The 19,426-nt window shown below is 30.1% G+C and carries 21 protein-coding genes; 7 read left to right on the forward strand and 14 right to left on the reverse strand.

Going from position 1 to position 19,426, the window contains the following annotated elements:
- Nucleotides 1-15: 15 nt before the first annotated feature.
- Entirely contained in the window at nucleotides 16-972 is a 957-nt protein-coding gene (locus P3875_RS04880) for a hypothetical protein (RefSeq protein WP_303445165.1), read from the reverse strand.
- A gap of 65 nt (nucleotides 973-1,037) precedes the next feature.
- On the opposite strand from P3875_RS04880, the gene P3875_RS04885 reads away from it, so the two are divergent.
- The 3 genes from P3875_RS04885 to P3875_RS04895 are packed head-to-tail and all read left to right on the forward strand — an operon-like array spanning nucleotide 1,038 to nucleotide 3,460.
- The gene (locus P3875_RS04885) at nucleotides 1,038-1,901 is read left to right on the forward strand and encodes a hypothetical protein (protein ID WP_303445166.1); all 864 of its coding nucleotides are present in this window, start codon (nucleotides 1,038-1,040) and stop codon (nucleotides 1,899-1,901) included.
- Between the two features lies 1 nt (nucleotide 1,902).
- Nucleotides 1,903-2,688 carry a glycosyltransferase family 2 protein gene (locus tag P3875_RS04890; protein WP_303445167.1) on the forward strand — a complete coding sequence of 262 codons (786 nt, stop codon included), beginning with the start codon at nucleotides 1,903-1,905 and terminating at the stop codon, nucleotides 2,686-2,688.
- Between the two features lie 4 nt (nucleotides 2,689-2,692).
- Nucleotides 2,693-3,460: a lipopolysaccharide kinase InaA family protein gene (locus tag P3875_RS04895; protein WP_303445168.1), complete on the forward strand. Its 768-nt coding sequence runs from the start codon at nucleotides 2,693-2,695 to the stop codon at nucleotides 3,458-3,460.
- Nucleotide 3,461: 1 nt separating this feature from the next.
- On the opposite strand, the gene P3875_RS04900 is transcribed toward P3875_RS04895, so the two are convergent.
- Together P3875_RS04900 and P3875_RS04905 are read right to left on the reverse strand one after the other, a co-directional pair.
- Entirely contained in the window at nucleotides 3,462-4,211 is a 750-nt protein-coding gene (locus P3875_RS04900) for a glycosyltransferase family 2 protein (protein ID WP_303445169.1), read from the reverse strand.
- Nucleotides 4,201-5,277: a glycosyltransferase family 9 protein gene (locus P3875_RS04905; RefSeq protein ID WP_303445170.1), complete on the reverse strand. Its 1,077-nt coding sequence runs from the start codon at nucleotides 5,275-5,277 to the stop codon at nucleotides 4,201-4,203. The genes P3875_RS04900 and P3875_RS04905 overlap by 11 nt, the downstream gene beginning before the upstream one ends.
- Before the next feature lie 56 nt (nucleotides 5,278-5,333).
- Between P3875_RS04905 and P3875_RS04910 the strand changes: the two genes are divergently transcribed.
- Entirely contained in the window at nucleotides 5,334-6,158 is an 825-nt protein-coding gene (locus P3875_RS04910) for a glycosyltransferase family 2 protein (protein ID WP_303445171.1), read from the forward strand.
- Nucleotides 6,159-6,168: 10 nt separating this feature from the next.
- Here P3875_RS04910 and P3875_RS04915 read toward each other — a convergent pair whose 3' ends face one another.
- Nucleotides 6,169-6,381, reverse strand: coding sequence for a hypothetical protein (locus tag P3875_RS04915; protein WP_303445172.1), 213 nt, complete (start codon nucleotides 6,379-6,381; stop codon nucleotides 6,169-6,171).
- A 123-nt stretch (nucleotides 6,382-6,504) separates the two neighbouring features.
- Between P3875_RS04915 and ettA the strand changes: the two genes are divergently transcribed.
- Nucleotides 6,505-8,193, forward strand: coding sequence for an energy-dependent translational throttle protein EttA (gene ettA, locus P3875_RS04920; RefSeq protein ID WP_303445173.1), 1,689 nt, complete (start codon nucleotides 6,505-6,507; stop codon nucleotides 8,191-8,193).
- A 40-nt stretch (nucleotides 8,194-8,233) separates the two neighbouring features.
- Here ettA and P3875_RS04925 read toward each other — a convergent pair whose 3' ends face one another.
- Genes P3875_RS04925 through P3875_RS04935 form a run of 3 tightly spaced genes read right to left on the reverse strand, consistent with a single transcriptional unit; the run spans nucleotide 8,234 to nucleotide 10,232 of the window.
- Complete coding sequence (locus tag P3875_RS04925) at nucleotides 8,234-8,956, reverse strand: tRNA threonylcarbamoyladenosine dehydratase (protein WP_303445174.1); 723 nt, start codon at nucleotides 8,954-8,956, stop codon at nucleotides 8,234-8,236.
- Between the two features lie 49 nt (nucleotides 8,957-9,005).
- Complete coding sequence (locus tag P3875_RS04930; protein WP_303445175.1) at nucleotides 9,006-9,641, reverse strand: TatD family hydrolase; 636 nt, start codon at nucleotides 9,639-9,641, stop codon at nucleotides 9,006-9,008.
- A gap of 3 nt (nucleotides 9,642-9,644) precedes the next feature.
- The gene (locus tag P3875_RS04935) at nucleotides 9,645-10,232 is read right to left on the reverse strand and encodes a DUF1684 domain-containing protein (RefSeq protein ID WP_303445176.1); all 588 of its coding nucleotides are present in this window, start codon (nucleotides 10,230-10,232) and stop codon (nucleotides 9,645-9,647) included.
- Between the two features lie 54 nt (nucleotides 10,233-10,286).
- Here P3875_RS04935 and P3875_RS04940 point away from each other — a divergent pair, with 54 nt between their 5' ends.
- A complete protein-coding gene (locus P3875_RS04940; RefSeq protein ID WP_303445177.1) occupies nucleotides 10,287-10,916 on the forward strand; it encodes a hypothetical protein in 630 nt (209 codons plus the stop codon).
- 75 nt (nucleotides 10,917-10,991) lie between these two features.
- On the forward strand, nucleotides 10,992-11,456 hold the full coding sequence (locus P3875_RS04945; protein ID WP_303445178.1) for a hypothetical protein: 465 nt from the start codon (nucleotides 10,992-10,994) through the stop codon (nucleotides 11,454-11,456).
- 63 nt (nucleotides 11,457-11,519) lie between these two features.
- Here the strand turns inward: P3875_RS04945 and P3875_RS04950 are convergent, their stop codons facing one another.
- The 7 genes from P3875_RS04950 to purH are packed head-to-tail and all read right to left on the reverse strand — an operon-like array spanning nucleotide 11,520 to nucleotide 19,363.
- Nucleotides 11,520-12,182 carry a hypothetical protein gene (locus P3875_RS04950; RefSeq protein ID WP_303445179.1) on the reverse strand — a complete coding sequence of 221 codons (663 nt, stop codon included), beginning with the start codon at nucleotides 12,180-12,182 and terminating at the stop codon, nucleotides 11,520-11,522.
- A gap of 49 nt (nucleotides 12,183-12,231) precedes the next feature.
- On the reverse strand, nucleotides 12,232-13,509 hold the full coding sequence (gene rodA / locus P3875_RS04955) for a rod shape-determining protein RodA (protein WP_303445180.1): 1,278 nt from the start codon (nucleotides 13,507-13,509) through the stop codon (nucleotides 12,232-12,234).
- Nucleotides 13,496-15,412, reverse strand: a complete 1,917-nt coding sequence (mrdA, locus tag P3875_RS04960; protein WP_303445181.1) for a penicillin-binding protein 2 — start codon at nucleotides 15,410-15,412, stop codon at nucleotides 13,496-13,498. Before mrdA ends, rodA begins: the two co-directional genes overlap by 14 nt.
- Entirely contained in the window at nucleotides 15,409-15,915 is a 507-nt protein-coding gene (locus P3875_RS04965; RefSeq protein ID WP_303445182.1) for a rod shape-determining protein MreD, read from the reverse strand. The genes mrdA and P3875_RS04965 overlap by 4 nt, the downstream gene beginning before the upstream one ends.
- A complete protein-coding gene (mreC, locus tag P3875_RS04970; RefSeq protein WP_303445183.1) occupies nucleotides 15,908-16,741 on the reverse strand; it encodes a rod shape-determining protein MreC in 834 nt (277 codons plus the stop codon). The genes P3875_RS04965 and mreC overlap by 8 nt, the downstream gene beginning before the upstream one ends.
- A 15-nt stretch (nucleotides 16,742-16,756) precedes the next feature.
- Nucleotides 16,757-17,785, reverse strand: coding sequence for a rod shape-determining protein (locus P3875_RS04975; RefSeq protein WP_303445184.1), 1,029 nt, complete (start codon nucleotides 17,783-17,785; stop codon nucleotides 16,757-16,759).
- Between the two features lie 45 nt (nucleotides 17,786-17,830).
- Nucleotides 17,831-19,363: a bifunctional phosphoribosylaminoimidazolecarboxamide formyltransferase/IMP cyclohydrolase gene (gene purH, locus P3875_RS04980; RefSeq protein WP_303445185.1), complete on the reverse strand. Its 1,533-nt coding sequence runs from the start codon at nucleotides 19,361-19,363 to the stop codon at nucleotides 17,831-17,833.
- Nucleotides 19,364-19,426: the final 63 nt, after the last annotated feature.

Below are 19,426 nucleotides of genomic sequence, written 5' to 3' on the forward strand. Positions count from 1 at the left end.
TTTTAAACCTTTATATTAAGTTGTGCTAAAAAAAACGGTTTGCACCCAATTTTTCAACGTGTATTTGTTGTAAATTTCTTCAGGGATATCGGTATAATCAGTGTTTAAAAATGTTTCAGGAATAGTTGTAAAATCATCTTCTATAACCAAAATATTGTTTGGATTGTAAAAATCGTACTCTTTTATAGTTTTATTATTTGTAATAATTTTTTTGTGTAGAGCCATAGCTTCAAAAATCCTGAAACTTAATCCGGTTTGGTTGGGTCTAAGTAAATCAATTACAATTTCACAATCGTTTGTAAGTTCACTTACGGTTTTTAAATCAATATGTTCAGGTGTAATTTCAATTGCGCTATTTAATACACTAAGAGCGGGTTTATAAATTATAAATTTATAATTCTTTATTTGAACGCTATCAAAATAATTAGCAATTTTATTTAGTAAAATTTCTCGACTTTTAGATTGCGAAATTATTGTAAAAGCCTTGTATTTTGGTGAAGTGTTTTTTTGTTTATCTATATAAATAAAATTGGTTAAATGCTTTAAAAATGAGTTGTTTTGCGAATCGTGCCAATCAAACGAAAAAATATCATCAAATAAAACATCATAATTTTCAGGTAACGGATTTCTTGCTAAAGAATCGTAATTGTACGCAATAAATTTATGTGTTTGGGTACGTAATAGTTCTAAAATATCTTTTCTAAAATGGTCGGGGTTTATGATTAAAATTTGATCTTGTTTTTCTAAATTTTTAATTGTAGCAATTATTACCTTGTTGCGATAATCTTTTTTAATGTTTTTGTTTAAAAAAGTTTTAGAAAAAAAATTTTTTACACGTTGTGCCTTGTTTTTATATTTAAAAAAAATTTTGCTACTATCAATAAAAGTAACGTCGTGCCCTAAATTTACTAGTGTTTCTGCAACGTGGTTGTTAAATCCCCATAAATCGAATGCTACAATTGTAATCTTCATAAAATACTAAATTTTTGCTAAATTAAACATATATTTGTTTTAGATTTACAAAATAGCAATATTCAATGAAAAAAATACAAACGGGTTTTTTGGTTTCATATGATTATGAAAAACTTAAAAAATCAATACCGCCTGTATACGAGCATTCTGACCAAATTTTTTTAGCATTAGACCATGAAAATAGAACCTGGACAGGCAATAAATTTGAAATTAACGACTCTTTTTTTTCTTGGATTGAAGAATTTGATACCGAAAAAAAAATAATTATTTATAAAGATAATTTTTATATCCCTGAATTATCGCCTATTGATAACGATACCCGCGAGCGCCAAATGTTGGGAGAAAAAATGGGGATTGGTAATTGGATTATTCAAATAGATGCAGATGAATTTTTTTTAGATTTTGATAAATTTGTTAAAACTTTAAAAAAGCATGACCTTTTTTTAGACAATCCTAAGAAAAATAAAGTGCAATTTTCTGGTTTTTTAATTAATATTTACAAATATTTAGACAAAGGACTTTTATACGTAGATGATGCAACAAAATTTATGGTTGCAACAAATTATCCTAATTATAAAAGAGCTCGCAATACTAAAGAACGTGTAATTTATGTACCGCATTATGCATTACACGAAACACTTTCGCGTACAGAAGAAGAATTAGCCTTTAAAATATCTAATTGGGGGCATAAAGATGAAATAAATTCCGATTTTTTTAAAAAATGGAAATTAGCAAACGAAACTAATTACAAACAATTAAAAGATCTGTTTTACCTTAACCCAAAAATATGGAAATCTTTAGGGTATTTTCCAAGTGAAAATTTACACGATATTAAACAATTTATTATTGAAAATCAAGACTTAAAAAAATCTGATCTTTGGATTTTTAAAAAGAACTTTGGTCAATGGTTTAAGCATTTATTTAAGTAAAATGAAAACAGCATTATTAATATCAACATACAACTGGCCACAAGCGTTAGAACTTATTTTTAAAAGTATTTTTGAACAAACCGAATTGCCTGATGAAGTTTTAATTGCCGACGATGGTTCTACCCAAGAAACTAAAGATTTAATAAACAATTTTGCTCAAAAAAGTACGTTTAAAGTTACACATATTTGGCAGGAAGATAAAGGTTTTCGAAAAGCAATTGTTTTAAATAAAGCAGTTGCTGCAACAAATTGTGACTATATTATACAAATTGATGGGGATTGTATTATGCACCCTAAATTTATTGGCGATCATAAAAAAAATGCACAAACAAACACCTATCTATACGGTACACGGGCTACAATAACCAAAAACGCATTGCCAGAAATCTTTATAAAAAAGCAAACAAAATTTAATTTCTTTTCTAAAAATTTAAAAAAGAAAACTAGAACAATTCACTGTGCCATTCTTTCGCAAATGTATAAACCACATGCAGGGGTATCATCAAACTTTCGCGGGTGTAATGTATCTTTTTGGCGAAACGATTTTATTGCTATAAATGGATATAACGAAGCTTTTGAAGGTTGGGGGCGAGAAGATAGCGATTTGGTAATTCGTTTAGGGAATTTAGGCGTGTTAGCAAAACGTTTACGATATGTTGGTATAGTTTATCATATTTATCATCCAGAAAATTCTAGAAATCAGTTGCAAGAAAACGATTTAATTCAGCAACAATCTATTCAAAATAAATTAATTAAAGCCCCAAAAGGTATTTCGCAATATTTGTAATTTCATGAAATTTGTAATTCATCCTAAATTTATTTCGTTAAAAAACACATTAACATCGGTTATTGAAAATTTTAGTAACCAAGGACAACTTTTTGTAAAAGGAAGTAGAAATACCATTAAAACTTTTCAACTTAATGAGTTGATTTTAAATGTAAAAGCTTTTAAAAAACCTAATTTTCTTAATTCGTTTGTTTACAGATTTATTCGCGATTCTAAAGCAAAGCGTTCCTTTAATTATGCAATTAAATTATTAGATAAAAATATAGGAACACCGCAACCCATTGCTTTTGTTGAATATTTTGAAGGATTTGGTTTGGGAAAAAGTTTTTATATATGCGAACATATTGTTACTGAATATACTTTTAGAGATTTGGTTGAAAAACCTGATTTAAAAAATCATCAAGAAATTTTGCGTGCTTTTACTCGTTTTTGCTATCAATTGCACCAAGCAGGAGTAGAGTTTAAAGACCATTCACCCGGCAATACGTTGATAAAAATGAATGCAGACAATTCGTATTCATTTTATTTGGTTGATTTAAACCGCATGCAATTTCACACACAAATGTTGTTTGAAAAACGTATGTACAACTTACGCAGATTAACACCTAAAAAAGAAATGATTGCTGTTATGGCAAATGAATATGCCAAATTTTTTACAGAAAAAACGGAACAAGAAATTTTTAATACACTTTGGCAATTAACTAGTGATTTTCAAGAAAAATTTCATCGAAAACAAAGGTTAAAAAAACGCATTAAATTTTGGAAAAAGTAGTTTATTTACAAAGTTTAAACATTTCTGTGTACCTTTCTTTTATACCTTGTGCATAAATTTTACAAATAATAAATCCTTTTTTACCATCTAAAAAACCTAGTCTAAAAAAATATCTATTTAAAAAAGTATAAAATGGATGTAAAACAGCCATAAAATGGTTAGGTTTTACACCTTTATTTATTTTTTCTACCGCTTTTAAACGGTTGTAATAAAAAACTTTGTCTTTAAAATGTTGATGATGTGCGTATGAGTAATGAATTAAGTAATTTTTTAACACACCAACATTATCGTTAAAATTTAATTTTTCATGCACAATACCTTGATAATACGCGTTTTGTTTTTTAAATAAACGCAAGTTTTTATCAGATTGTAAACCCGAAAAATGAACAGCTTGGTTAAAATAATAAAATTTACGTTTTAAAAAATAACCACGTTTTGTTTGGTTTGATTTTAAGGTTTGAACTATTTCGTTTTTTAAATTTTCAGAAATACGTTCATCGGCATCAATAAATAAAATCCAATTGTTTGTTGCGTAGTTTATGGCTATGTTTCGTTGGGTAGAAAAATCTTTAAAGGCATGTTGATATACTTTTACATGCTTAAATTCTTTTAATATTTCTATGGTTTTATCGGTGCTGAACGAATCAACCACAATAATTTCATCTGCAAAATTTAAATTCTGCATAAGTTCCCTTATATTTTTTTCTTCGTTAAGGGTAATTACTAAAGCGGTGATTTTATTATTGTTCATTAACCAAATTTATATTGATGAAATGAGTTAGTAAATCGTTAAAAAAAGCGGGCTCAAATTGGTTGTATAGCAAATTGTTTTCCTTTTTTAATGATTTTAAATTTTTGTTTTTAAATAAATTGGGCTTAAAATCGTTTAAATGAACCGATACGTGTTTCATACCGTCTTCATAAGTATTCCAAGCTTTTTTCTCAATCCAAGGCGAAAATATAATAAATGTTGGTTTATTTAAAGCTTTTGCCATATTCATTGTACCACCATCGTTCCCAATAACAGCACCACATTGATTAATTAAAGCAAGTAAACCACGTAAATTGTTGCCTAAAACGTTAAAATATATTTTTTGTTGAGTAGCTTGGGTGCATAAATTATAAATTTCGGTTGCTTGTTTTTGCTGGTTCGGAATGTAATTTAACAAAATTTGCACATTGTTTTGGGCAACTTTGTCAATTATTTTTGCCATATTTTTAAACGGATATGTTTTAGAAGCACTACTGCCTAAAATATTAAGCATAACAATAGGTTTATCTAAATTAACTCCGTTTGCTTGTAATAACTTTTGTGCGTTTAAGTTTTCGGCCTCGGTTACAAAAATTTGGGCATTGGTTACATACAAATCTTTATTTATGTGTAATGGGTCTAGCAATTTTAAGCGATGTTCTATAACCAATCCTAAATTTGTTGTAGGTATTTGGTGCCTATCAATTAAGTGGGTGTATAGAAAATTAGATATGTTTTTACGAAACGATATTTTTGTTTTTGCATTTGAAAGCCCTACAATTACCCAACTTTCTAACTTGCTATACGCATCAATAATAACATCGTAATTTTCATTTTTTAGCGTTAAAGCAAATTTTATTAAAGATAATTTACTGTTACGATATTCGTTTTTAAAAAAAATAACGTTGTAATTTTTTTTATTTTCAGCAAAAACTTGGTAGGTATTTTCGTAAATTAGGTAATCAACTTGTGCATCAGGATATGCCTTGCAAAGTGTTTCGCACAAAATGGTGCTTACAAGCACATCGCCAATCATTTTTTGTTGAATTACCAATATTTTTTTCATACTTTTTGTTAAAAGTTATTTCTACAAAAATATTAAAATACTCTATATTTGTTCACATGAAACCAAATATTTCAATAATAGTAAGTACATACAACGCACCCAAGTGGTTAGAAAAGGTAATTTGGGGCTTTTCTGTACAAACGTATACAGATTTTGAACTTGTAATTGCCGACGACGGTTCAACGCAAGAAACCGCTTTGTTAATTCAACAAATGCAGCAACTTGTACATTTTCCTATAAAACATGTTTGGCACCCCGACAATGGTTTTCAAAAAACAATTATTCTTAACAAAGCACTTTTAGAAACTACAACCGATTATGTTATAATGACAGATGGCGATTGTATTCCTAGAAAAGATTTTGTTCAAGTACATGTTAATTTACGAAAACCAAATGTTTTTTTATCGGGTGGATATCATAAGTTACCTATGGATTTATCTACTTTAATTTCTAAAGATGATATTCTTACTGGAAAATGTTTTGATGTTGCGTGGCTAATAGCCAACGGAATGAAAAAATCTTTTAAAAACAACAAGTTAAATGCATTTGGCTTTAAAAGTACGTTTTTAAACTTTATTACTCCTACAACTCCATCGTGGAATGGTCATAATGCATCGGCGTGGAAAAAAGATATTTTAGCTGTAAATGGTTTTGATGAACGTATGGAATATGGAGGCGAAGATAGAGAATTAGGTGAACGTTTGGTAAATAATGGTATTAAAGGCAAGCAAATACGTTACAGTACTACATGTGTACATTTAGATCATGCACGCGGATATATTAACGAAAAAGCATTACAATTAAATAAGCAAATTCGTGAAAATACTAAAAATGCAAAAAGTGTTTGGACACCATTTGGTATAAAAAAAGGAACTAATTAAAGTTCCTTTTTTAAATTGTAATATAATTTACTTCATCGGCATACGATCTTACACCACCATTTTTTAAAGCAACAATTAAACGCCCTTCGTCACTCCAACGTGCTGTTTCAATTTCTTCTCCAACAAAAAGTTCAAGTTCGTGGTTGTTTTCGTCAATTATATATAAAAACAGACCATTAATTTTAAAATTTGTCGATTTTTTAAAGTTTTCTGTAAATTCCATACTATTCTATTTTTATATAAAGTTACAAAATTGGTTTTGTTTACTTACATCTATAATAATTTTTAATAATAAAATTTTAAGTGGTACTTTTGATGTCTATCATCAATAAAATAAAAAAGAATTATGTCAGACGATAAAAAAGTAATCTTTTCCATGTCAAAGGTGAGTAAAACATACTCATCAACAAACAAAACGGTGCTAAAAGATATTTATTTAAGCTTTTTTTACGGTGCTAAAATAGGCATACTTGGTTTAAATGGTTCAGGTAAATCATCGTTATTAAAAATAATTGCAGGCGCTGATAAAAACTATCAAGGCGATGTAGTTTTTGCACCTGGTTATACTGTTGGTTATTTAGAACAAGAACCGCAACTTGATGAAAGTAAAACAGTAATTGAAGTTGTACGTGAAGGTATGGCCGAAATTGTTGCTATTTTAGATGAATTCAACAAAATAAACGATATGTTTGGCTTGCCTGAAGTTTATGAAGATGCCGATAAAATGCAAAAACTTATGGATCGCCAAGCCGATTTACAAGATAAAATTGACGCTGTTGGTGGATGGGAACTAGACAATAAGTTAGAAGTTGCAATGGATGCATTGCGTTGCCCTGATCCCGAAACACCAATTTCTGTACTTTCTGGTGGTGAGCGTCGTCGTGTGGCTTTATGCCGTTTGTTGTTACAAGAACCCGATGTATTATTGTTAGATGAGCCTACCAACCACCTTGATGCTGAATCGGTTCATTGGTTAGAGCAACATTTACAGCAATACAAAGGAACCATTATAGCGGTTACTCACGACCGTTACTTTTTAGATAATGTTGCTGGTTGGATTTTAGAATTAGATAGGGGTGAAGGTATTCCTTGGAAAGGAAATTATTCGTCTTGGTTGGATCAAAAAGCAAAGCGTTTAGAACAAGAAGAAAAAACTGCATCAAAACGACGTAAAACATTAGAGCGCGAGTTAGATTGGGTACGTCAAGGAGCAAAAGGTCGTCAAACCAAGCAAAAAGCACGTTTACAAAACTATGACCGCTTGTTAAACGAAGATCAAAAGCAGTTAGAAGAAAAGTTAGAAATTTACATACCAAACGGACCACGTTTAGGAACTAATGTAATTGAAGCTAAAAATGTTGCTAAAGCTTTTGGCGATAAAATTTTATACGATAATTTAAACTTTACATTACCACAAGCAGGTATTGTTGGAATTATTGGGCCAAACGGTGCAGGTAAATCAACCATTTTTAGAATGATTATGGGTGAACAAAATGCAGATGCTGGTGAGTTTGTAGTGGGTGATACCGTTAAAATTGCTTACGTTGATCAATCACACAAAAATATAGATGCAGAAAAGTCAATTTATGATAATTTTGCCGAAGGTCAGGAATTAATCATGATGGGCGGCCGCCAAGTAAATGCACGTGCGTATTTGTCGCGTTTTAATTTTGCTGGTTCCGATCAAAACAAAAAAGTTTCAGCTTTATCGGGTGGTGAACGTAACCGTTTGCATTTAGCTATGACTTTGAAAGAAGAAGGAAACGTTTTGCTTTTAGATGAGCCTACCAATGATTTGGATATAAATACGTTACGTGCTTTAGAAGAAGGTTTGGAAAACTTTGCAGGCTGTGCCGTAATTATATCGCACGACCGTTGGTTTTTAGATCGTGTTTGTACACACATTTTAGCTTTTGAAAACGATTCTGAAGTGTATTTCTTTGAAGGTTCGTTTTCTGAATACGAAGAAAATCGTAAAAAGCGTTTGGGTGATGTGGCTCCAACGCGTGTGAAATACAAAAAATTAGTTAGATAATATAAAATACCCCAAAAGTTTAAACTTTTGGGGTATTTTTTTATTTTTTGTTTTCTAATAAATATCTTATAACTGTTTCGGCACTATGTAAACCAAATAAACCAGGCATCCAACTGTTTGTTCCAAAAAACGATTTTTTAAAGTTGGTTCCGTCTGTCATTTTTAAACTGCTTTCATCGGGTTTTTCTAACGAAAAAACAGCTTTTACACCACTTTTTACACCCATTTTACGTAAGCGTTTGCGTACAACTTTTGCAAGTGGGCAAACATCGGTTTTACTAATATCTTTAACAACAACCTTACTTGCAAGCATTTTTCCACCTGCCCCCATGTTTGATATTACCTTAACTTTTTTTGCTTTAGCAGCTGCAATTAAATGTAATTTTGGAGTAATGCTATCAATACAATCCAGCACATAATCAAAATGTGTAGTTACAATTTCATTAGCGCGTTCGGGCGATAAAAATTCTTCAATTCGTGTTAAATTTAGTTCGGGGTTAATATCCATCAATCGATCGCCAACAACTGATACTTTGGGCATATTAACAGTTGAGTGTAAAGCGGGTAATTGACGGTTAATATTTGTAATATCAACAGTATCGCCATCAACAATTGTTAAATTACCAACGCCAGCACGTACAATAAATTCTGCAGCAAACGATCCTACACCGCCTAAGCCAACAATTAACACATTTGCTTTTTTTAAAGCTTCAATACCTTCTGGTTTAAATAATAATTCTGCTCTTTCTTGCCAAACAGCCATTGTAAAATAAATTTAGTAAAAGGGCTTCGATCGAAAAATCGATTGACTTTTACGGGTTAAAAACTCTATTATAATTTTGTACTATAATTTCTGTTAAATCGCGTTGTAAAATACGTTCAGCTTGTGAATAAACTTCAAAAATACTGAATGTTGAACTATCAGTTTCAAGAAAAATTTTGTTTAAAGGCACATTTTTCAGCACATTTGCTACGTTTTCATTTGTCATTAAATATTTTCCAAACGATAAATAAAAACCGTGGTTTAATAAACTTTCGGCAACTTGTAGGTTTTTTGAAAAACCATGAATTACCATAGGAATTGTTAGTTGCAAATTTTGTTTTAATGCAATAATTTCTTGAAAAGCTGCTACGCAGTGCAAAATTACTGGTTTTTGATGTTTTTCAGCTAATAATAATTGTGGAATTAATGCTTTTTTTTGAATATCAATAGAAATTTCAATTCTTTTATCTAAACCGCATTCACCTATTGCTTTGCAGTTTTTATTATTGCAATTTTCTTCAATTAAGCTAATTTCTTTCTCAATTAATTCATTTTTAATATACCAAGGATGGATGCCAATGCTTGTGTTTTTAGTAGATGTATCAATTTCGTTAGGATATTGATTTACAATTTCTATAACATTTTCAGTTTCTGTACTTTTATGAGTATGCAAGTTAACGTACATAATTTACAATTTTACACCAGCTGTTACCGCAATGTTTAAAAAGTTAATATCGGGAGTAATTGGGCATGAGTAACCAGTTGTGTACGCACAATAGGGATGGTATGCTTTATTGAAATTTAGAATAATATTTGTTTGATTTGGTATAAATTCAATATCTAAATACCTGCCAGCTCCGTAAGTTTCGTTTCCACTTGTTTCGTCTAAAAAAGGTAAAAACAAATGGTTTTCAAACCCTTTTTTGCTAATTAAGCTTAAATTTTGATACACTTCTAGTTTAAATTTTTGGTTGTTTATTTCAAAATGTAATATTCCAAATCGTTTATAATCAGGTTTATAGTTTCCTGATGTAGGCATTTTAAAAACAGGTTGATCATACAATTGTTCTAAAGTTGCGTTCACTATAAAATTTTCATTGTATTCATAAAATTTTAAACCTTTAAAGCCAGCAATTTCATTTTGTTGTAGTGGCGATGTTTTTTTGTTAAAATATGATTTATTTAAGTTTTTTTGGTATTTAATAGTTTGTTTTTTATGGTGTTGTGAAAAAGTTAAATTACAACATAATAAGAAAAAAATCAGTAAATTTCGCATGTTATTTTTTATCAAATTTACTATTTATTTTGTTTAACTTTTATATTTAACGTTATGAAAAAAATAATTAAAGCAGCGTTTTTAGTACTTTTTATGTTTTTTGGTATGCAAAGTTTTTCACAACAAAATAACACTTTGCAAAGTGATAATACCCTTGTGAGTACTACTTTTTCTGTAGAAATTAATGCAGGTACAACTTTAGAAGATTTAAAGAAAATTGAAGAAATGTTGTTGAATGATTACAAAGTAAAAGTTTTGTTTGAAAATGTTAGAATTGAAGATGATAAAATTGTTGCTTTACGTATGCAATTGATAAATGGTAATCAATCGTTATTAAAATCTATCGATAATTATAATGTTCCCATTAAGGCATTTAAAATTAATTTAACTGAAAGTAATCCAGGTGCTTACAAAGCAACTATTACTAGTTCAAAAGATTTAAATAATACACATTTTAATTCAGCTGATAATTTGTCAGGATTGAGTGAATTTTATAAAGAAATACCCGATTTGAAATCTGAATTTATTGATTTAGAATCACAATTTGATTCTTTTTTTGAAGAATTTGAAATTTCCAGAAAAAAAATGCAACAACTTTTTGAAAAGTTTCAAGAAGGAACTTCAAATAAAAAAGAATTATCAACAAGTAAATCTAAAACCGAAAATAGTATTAAAAACAGTTAATTTTTTTAATAAGCGTTGTATATTTTCTAACAATAAAAATGTAACTATTAACGTTTTATAAGAAAATAAGAAAAAATGAAGAAAATTGTTTATTTAGCGTTTTGTGTATGGGGCATTTCATTAAACGCGCAAAATAAAAATGAGTTCATTTTGCAACCCGAAAATAAAGATACCAGAGTAGTTTACGCTGTAGCTGCCTTTGAAGGTACTAATTCGGGTATGTTTACGGTTTCTGGAAAATCATCGCCATACGATTTAGATTTAATTGTAAAAAGTGCTAAAGAAAATTATGGTATTGATATTTCTTTTGTGAATATGAAATTCAATAACAATACTTTAGAATACTGTGAGCTGCTTTTTTTTACTGAAGGAAAATCAGAAATATTGCAATTTGGTACAGAAAATCTTAAATTGTTGCCTTTTAGTGTGAAATTCTCTGTAAAAAAAGAGAAAGAATCAAAAAAGAGGTTTTTAACTATTAAAAACGATAAAAATAAACGTGAAAATTATTCAAATGAAGTGGTTTATAATATTAGCTAGCTCTGCTTGTAAACGTAATTTTTAAACAAAAAAAGGTGGAATTTTAAATTCCACCTTTTTGTATTATTTAAGTTGTGCTTTTTTAAGCTCAAGTTCTTGTTTGTTTACCTTTAATTTTAGTTCCGAAATTTTAGTTTCCATTTTAAATAATTTAGCCTTTTCTTTAATTTCTTTTTCGGCATCTAATTTGTTTTTTAATTTTTTGCGTTCAAAAGCATTGTTTTCTTCTTCAAATTTTAACTCAGCTTTTCTTAAATCGCTCTCAGCTTTTCTTAAATTTTCTTCAGCTTTTGCAATTGCTTTAGCTTTACTTGCTGCTTTTTTTTCTGATTTAGCCTTCGCTTTTAACTCTTTTTCAACTGCTTTTTGTTTTTTTTGTGCAGCTTTTGCTTCAGCTTCAGCTTGTTTTTTTGCTTTTTTGGCAGCTTGTTCTTGCTGTTTAGCCATTTTTTCTTCGGCTTTTTGTTTTGCTTTTTCTGCCTTTAAAATTTCTTCTTCGTAATTGGTTTTGCTTGGTGGTGTGGTTGTACTTTCATTAATTAAAGTTGCAGTAGTTGTTACCATTGTATTGCCGTCTTCAATAGGTTTTACCACAGTTTTTAAACTATCAGTTACTGTTTGCGTAACTGTATTGTTTTGATTTTGTGAGTTATTTTGGTTTACTTGTGCATTTGCAGCATATCCTGCGCTTAATAATAAACAAGTAATAAAAACAATTTTTTTCATATTTTAAGTTTTTTTAAATAATCATATGTATACATCAAATTTTATGCCATTACCATTCATTTACTTTGTTGGCATCTAATTTTAAAAATATAAATAAAAGTAAAGTAAACGCAATTAAGCTAGAACCTCCATATGAAAAAAATGGAAGTGGAACTCCAATTGTAGGGAAAATACCAATAAGCATAGAAACATTCACAAAAAAGTGCATAAATAGAATGGCAGCAACGCAATAACCGTAGATACGTGCAAAGTTGTTTTTTTGCTCTTCGGCTAAATAAACAATACGTAATATCAAAATCACAAAGCATGCCACTACAAGAAGCGACCCTACAAAACCCCATTCTTCACCAACTGTTGTAAAAATATAATCGGTATGTTGTTCAGGTACAAAACCACCTTTTGTTTGTGTTCCTTCTAAAAAACCTTTACCTATAAGCCCGCCTGAACCAATTGCAATCATTGCTTGATTTAAGTTGTAGCCTTCGGCTTTCATATTAACATTATCACCTCCAAGTAAAACATTTATACGGTCTTTTTGGTGCGATTCTAATACATTTTCAAAAACATAATCAACCGAAAAAACGAAAGCGCTCATTATTAAAGCTAACAATACGTATACAATTGGGTTGCGATTAATACTTTTGTTTACGAAATAATGTAAGGTACATCCAACTAGTATTAAAAGTATTAATACATAGGGTTTTAATAATAAAGCAAGTACAAATAGCAAAATTGTTAAAAAGCCTGTCCAAAGGTACCATGCAGGAAAACCTTCACGGTACAATACAAAAAATAAAACTGCAAAAATCATTGCCGAACCTGTATCGGGTTGTAACATAATAAAGGCTACAGGTAAAAAAATGATTCCTATTGGTATGGCTTGTTCTTTTAATGTTCCGTATAAACTTTCGCTTTCACTTAAGAATTTTGATAAAAATAAAGCAGTACCTATTTTAGCAAATTCCGATGGTTGCATACTTATACCACCAAATTGATACCAGTTTGTTTGTCCTTTAATTGTTTTACCAAAAACAAACAAACCCATTAAAAGTACAATACCAATTACATAATAAATTATTGAATATTTTTCATATACTTTAGCATCTAATGATAATATTACAATTATTACTGGAATAGTTATTATTATGAAAAGCAATTGTTTGCCATAAATTTGACTTAAATCAAAAATAGATGTAGGTTCTAAAGGCAATGAAGCCGAATAGATATTCATCCAACCAAAAATTACAAGAACCGCATACAAAAAAATACTTAACCAATCTACATTGGCCATTACGCTTTGGTTTGCTAAATGTTTAGTTTTTGCCATTTTGTTTAGCTTTTAGTTTTAATTGGCGTTGTTTTTCTAATAATCTTAATCGTTCTTTTTCTTCTTTTTGCTTGTCAGAAATATCTTTTGAAATATAATTGGCCGATAAATCACCTTCTAACATTCTTTTTTCTAAATCAGTTCGGGTAATTTCACCTTTTAAATATTTTTCAATCATTAACGATGCAATTGGTCCAGCCCATGTAGCACCAAAACCTCCATTTTCAATAAAAACTGCAATTACGATTTTAGGATTTTCTTTCGGGGCAAAAGCCAAGAAAACGGAATGATCTTGTAGTTTTACTTTTTCACCGTCAACTGTTGCAAAATTCTCAACAGTTCCTGTTTTACCGCAAATGTTAATGTCGGGTATTTGTAAGCGACTAGCTGTTCCTGATAAATAAACCTCATGTAAGCCTTCAATTACTGGTCTAAAATGCTGCTTATCAATTGTAGTTTGTTTTTTTTGAACAAACGATTTATCAATTGTTTTGTTTTCTATTTTTTTAATAATGTGGGGGGTGTAAAAATAACCCTCGTTTGCAACTGCGCACATTACATTTGCTAGCTGAATAGGTGTCATTTCTACTTCGCCTTGCCCAATTGAATTAGAAACAATGGTTGCGCTTTTCCAATTCCAACCTTTGTAAACTTTATTATATAAATCAGAATCGGGGATACGACCTTTTTGACCAGAAGGTAAATCATAGCCCATATACTGTCCTAAACCAAAACTTTTTAAATGATCGTGCCAAGCATCTACACCTTGTGATGGAGTTGCGTATTTGTTAATGATACGCATATACGTTTGCGAAAAATAGGTGTTACATGATTTTGCAATGGCTGGGTGTAAATTCCATGTTCCAGAATCGTGGCATTTAATGAATCTACCACCTAAATAAAAACCGTGATGACATGTAAAACCAGTATTTGTATCAATAACTTCTTCTTGTAAACCAATTAAACCTGTTAAAATTTTAAATGGAGAACCAGGAGGAAACTGCCCTTGTAATACTTTATCAAAAAATGGTTTACCAGGTATACTGTCAATCTTTACATAATTTTTAGATCGATCTCTACCAACAAGTAAACTTGGATCGTAACTTGGTGCGGTAATTAAAGCCAAAATTTCACCTGTTTTTGGTTCAATAGCTACAATACCACCGCGTTTTCGAATCATTAATTCTTCGCCGTATTTTTGAAGTTCTTTATCAATGGTAATTGTAATATCGTTGCCTTTAACAGCAATGGTATCGTAAATTCCGTCTTTATAAGTACCAATTTCTTTGTTAAATTTATCTTTTAAAATGTAATGAACGCCTCTAATTCCACGTAAATCTTCTTCATAAGCTTGTTCTACACCTCGCATACCAATTAATTCGCCCGATTTGTAATAAGGTCTTTTCTGTAATTCCATTTCATTTATTTGGCGAATGTATCCAAAAACATTTGCTCCAAAATCTACTTGATAATCGCGTAAATTTCTTTTTTGAATGTAAAAACCTTTAAAATGGCGAATTTTTTCTTGAAAAGCAGCAAATTCTATCTTAGAAAGTTGGGCTAAGAAAACCGATGGTAATCTTGGAGAGTAGACTTTTGCTTTTTCAATTTTTTTATGATATTCTTCTGTGGTAATGTCTAAAATGGTGCAAATTTCATTAATATCAATGTTTTTTATTTCATTAGGAATCACCATTATATCATAACTTGGTTGATTTGCTACCAATAGTTGACCATTTCTATCGTAAATATATCCACGTTCAGGATATTCATATACTATTTTTAAAGCATTAATATCTGCTTTTTTTAGAAAAGAATCATCAATAAGTTGTAAATATAAAAGTCTAGCAACAATAATAATTGTTGCTATGATAACTACTATTGGAAATAAAAATTTTCTCATTTACGTGTAGATTTAATTAAGCCAATAATTAGTAATATGAGTAAAATTGTAAAAAAAGATGATGTGATAATTTGCAGAAGTATTTGTAAAATAAAACTGAAATTAAAAACTTCAAGTGAAAAAAGTATGGTGTGATGTATAAGTACACCAAGTACAATATACGTAACTAATTCTGACGAAAACTTATCAGTAATACGCATCATATGAAATTCATAGCTGTAACCAAACGCCATTTTTAGTAAATTTTCGCGGAATAACGCCAAAGTAATACAAGCTGTAGCATGTACGCCCCCTGAATTATTAAACAAATCTAATATAAGACCAAGCATAAAACTAAAAATTATAGCAAGATGCTTGTTTGTATTTAATGGATATAATAAAATGAATAAAATATATGGATACGGGGTAACAATACCCCAAAAATGAATGTTGTTAAAAATTGTTACCTGAAAAAATACAAGTAAAATAAAGCGTGTGGCATTTAAAATGGTAGTATTATTCATTTTTTAATGTATCTTCTTCAAGTTGTAAAATTTCTTTAATATGTACGTGCTCAATTAAATAAACAGAACTTATGTTTGTCATGTCATTAAATAAACGAACGTTAATAGTGTAAAAGTTAGATTTTTTTGATGTAAACACTTTGTCTACTACACCAACTGGTACGTTTTCTGGGAAAATGGTTGAAATACCACCAGTAACAATAGAATCGCCTTTTCGTAACGATGCTAGTTTAGGAATATCGGTAAGTTGTACAATTCCTGTATTTTTTCCGTCCCAAGTTATTGTACCAAAATGATTTGTTTTACTAATTTTAGCTCCAATTTTAGTTTTAGTGTTTAGAATACTTTGAATAGTTGCGTATCGATTAGATACATTTTCAACAATACCAATAACTCCCTTTGCATTTATAACCCCCATATCTTTTTTTATACCATTAATTTTGCCTCCTTTAATGGTTAAATAATTGTTTTTTTTGTAATATGTGTTGTTTATAATTTTTGCATTGAAAAGTTTGTAATCTTGTGCAATACGGATTTCAGGGTTAACAGCAAAAGTACTATCAACAATTAATTGACTGTTGTATAAAATTTGTTTCATTTTAGCATTTTCTTCTGCTAAACGATCATTTTCTACTTTTAAATGTAAATATTCGGTTGCGCTATTGGTTTTTTCATATATAGATCCCGATACAACATTGGCACTATTTACAACTTGACTAAGGTGGTATGAGTGCGTTTGTACCGTTAAATAAATCGAAACTACTAAAAGCAGCAAAAACAGTAGCTTAGTACTGTTTTTTGATATAAAATAAATAATTTGCTGCATACTAATTTGGCTGTATTATTTTATAAGAATGCTTTTAAATTTTTCAATATTTTTTATTACAATGCCTGTACCACGTACAACTGCACGTAAAGGATCTTCAGCAATATAAACAGGTAAATCTGTTTTTTGTGAAATACGTTTATCCAAACCTCTTAACATAGAACCACCACCAGCTAAGTAAATACCTGTATTGTAGATATCTGCAGCTAATTCAGGTGGTGTTTGCGATAAAGTTTCCATTACAGCGTCTTCAATTCGTTGGATTGATTTATCTAATGCTTTTGCAATTTCACGGTATGATACATTAACCTGTTTTGGTTTACCTGTTAACAAATCTCTACCTTGTACCATTAAATCTTCTGGGCCTTGGTCTAAATCTTCAATTGCAGCACCAATTTCTATTTTAATTTTTTCGGCAGTACCTTCACCAACAAATAAGTTGTGTTGTGTACGCATGTAGTAAATAATATCATTTGTAAATACGTCACCTGCAATTTTTACAGATTTATCACAAACAATTCCTCCTAATGCTAAAACTGCAATTTCGGTAGTACCACCACCTATATCAACAATCATATTACCGTTTGGTTGCATAATATCTACACCAATACCAATTGCTGCAGCCATAGGTTCGTGAATTAAGTAAACTTCTTTACCATTTACACGTTCACATGACTCTTTTACAGCGCGCATTTCTACTTCTGTAATACCAGAAGGTATACAAACAACCATACGTAAAGCAGGTGTAAATAATCGTTTTTTTAATGCAGGTATACTTTTAATAAATAAACTTATCATCTTTTCAGATGCATCAAAATCGGCAATTACACCATCTTTTAAAGGTCTAATTGTTTTAATATTGTCATGCGTTTTTCCTTGCATCAAGCTAGCTTCGTGCCCAACAGCTATAATTTTGCCAGAAACGCGATCACGTGCAACTATAGAAGGGCTGTCAATCACAACCTTACCGTTATGTATTATTAAAGTATTTGCAGTACCAAGGTCCATAGCAATTTCCTCGGTCATGAAATCAAAAAATCCCATATTTTTTTCTAAATGGTGTTAAGTTAAACTATTTTGTATTTTATTTTAATGTTTAAAGTGACGAATACCAGTGGTTACCATAGCCATTTGGTTTTCGTTACAATAATCAATGCTTAAATTGTCTTTAATTGATCCACCTGGTTGAATAACCGCAGAAATACCTGCGTTTTTAGCAATTTCCACGCAATCAGGGAATGGAAAAAATGCGTCGCTAGCCATAACTGCGCCTTCTAAATTAAATTCAAAGGAATTTGCTTTTTCAATTGCCTGACGAAGCGCATCAACTCTAGATGTTTGCCCTGTACCAGAAGCACAAAGCTGTTTGTTTTTTGCCAATACAATAGTATTAGATTTAGTGTGTTTACATATTTTTGATGCAAATAATAAATCTTTTACTTGTTCAGCAGTTGGTACTAAACTGGTAACATTTGTTAAATGTTCTTTAGTATCGGTAACATTATCTTTATCTTGAAATAAAATACCGTTTAAACAAGTACGTACTTGTGTTTTAGGTAATTCAATATCTTTAATAACTAAAATAATTCTATTTTTCTTTTCTTGTAAAATGGTAACAGCTTCTGCATCATAGCTAGGCGCAATTACAATTTCGCAAAATAATTTATTTACCTCTTCAGCGGTATCTTTATCAATGTTCCCATTTGCTATTAAAACACCACCAAAAGCAGATGTAGGATCACCAGCTAAAGCAGCTAAATAAGCTTCTTTCATTGTAGGTTTTTGTGCTACACCACAAGCGTTGTTGTGTTTTAAGATTGCAAATGTTGGAGCATCGTTTTTAAATTCATTCATTAAATTTACAGCAGCATCAACATCTAATAAATTGTTGTAAGATAATTCTTTTCCGTGTAATTTTTCAAACAATTCGTTAAAATTTCCAAAAAAAGTTCCTTTTTGGTGTGGGTTTTCGCCGTAACGTAGTGTTTGCGCCTCATTTGTGCTTATTTTTAATATTGGTTCATTTATTTCACGGTTAAAATAATTGAATATAGCACCATCGTAATGAGACGAGGTATGAAATGCTTTTGCAGCTAAATATTTACGTTGAGCCAATGTTGTAGCTCCGTTTTCTTCAACATAAAAATTTAAAAATGTTTTGTATTCTTCAACAGATGCTACAATAACGGTGTCTTTAAAATTTTTAGCACCAGCGCGAATTAATGAAATTCCACCGATATCAATTTTTTCTATAATTGCCGATTCATCTGCGCCAGAAGCAACCGTTTTTTCAAATGGATACAAGTCTACAATTACTAAATCAATTTGGGGAATTGCATATTCTTGCATTTGTTGCACGTCTGATGGGTTGTCTTGACGGTTTAAAATACCACCAAAAATTTTTGGGTGTAACGTTTTTACACGTCCACCTAAAATAGATGGGTAAGATGTAACATCCTCAACAGCAACAACTGGTATTCCTAATTCTTTAATAAATGTTTCGGTTCCGCCAGTTGAATAAATAGTTACTTGATTTTTATGTAATTCCTTTACAATCGGTTCTAATCCTGTTTTATCGAATACTGAAATTAAAGCCGATTGAATTTTTTTAGTTGTACTCATGTATTGTTGTATGTTGTTTTAATGTACAAAAATAGCATATGTTATTGATTTAATGAAAATTAT

Source organism: Myroides sp. JBRI-B21084 (genome assembly GCF_030545015.1).
Classification (GTDB): domain Bacteria; phylum Bacteroidota; class Bacteroidia; order Flavobacteriales; family Flavobacteriaceae; genus Flavobacterium.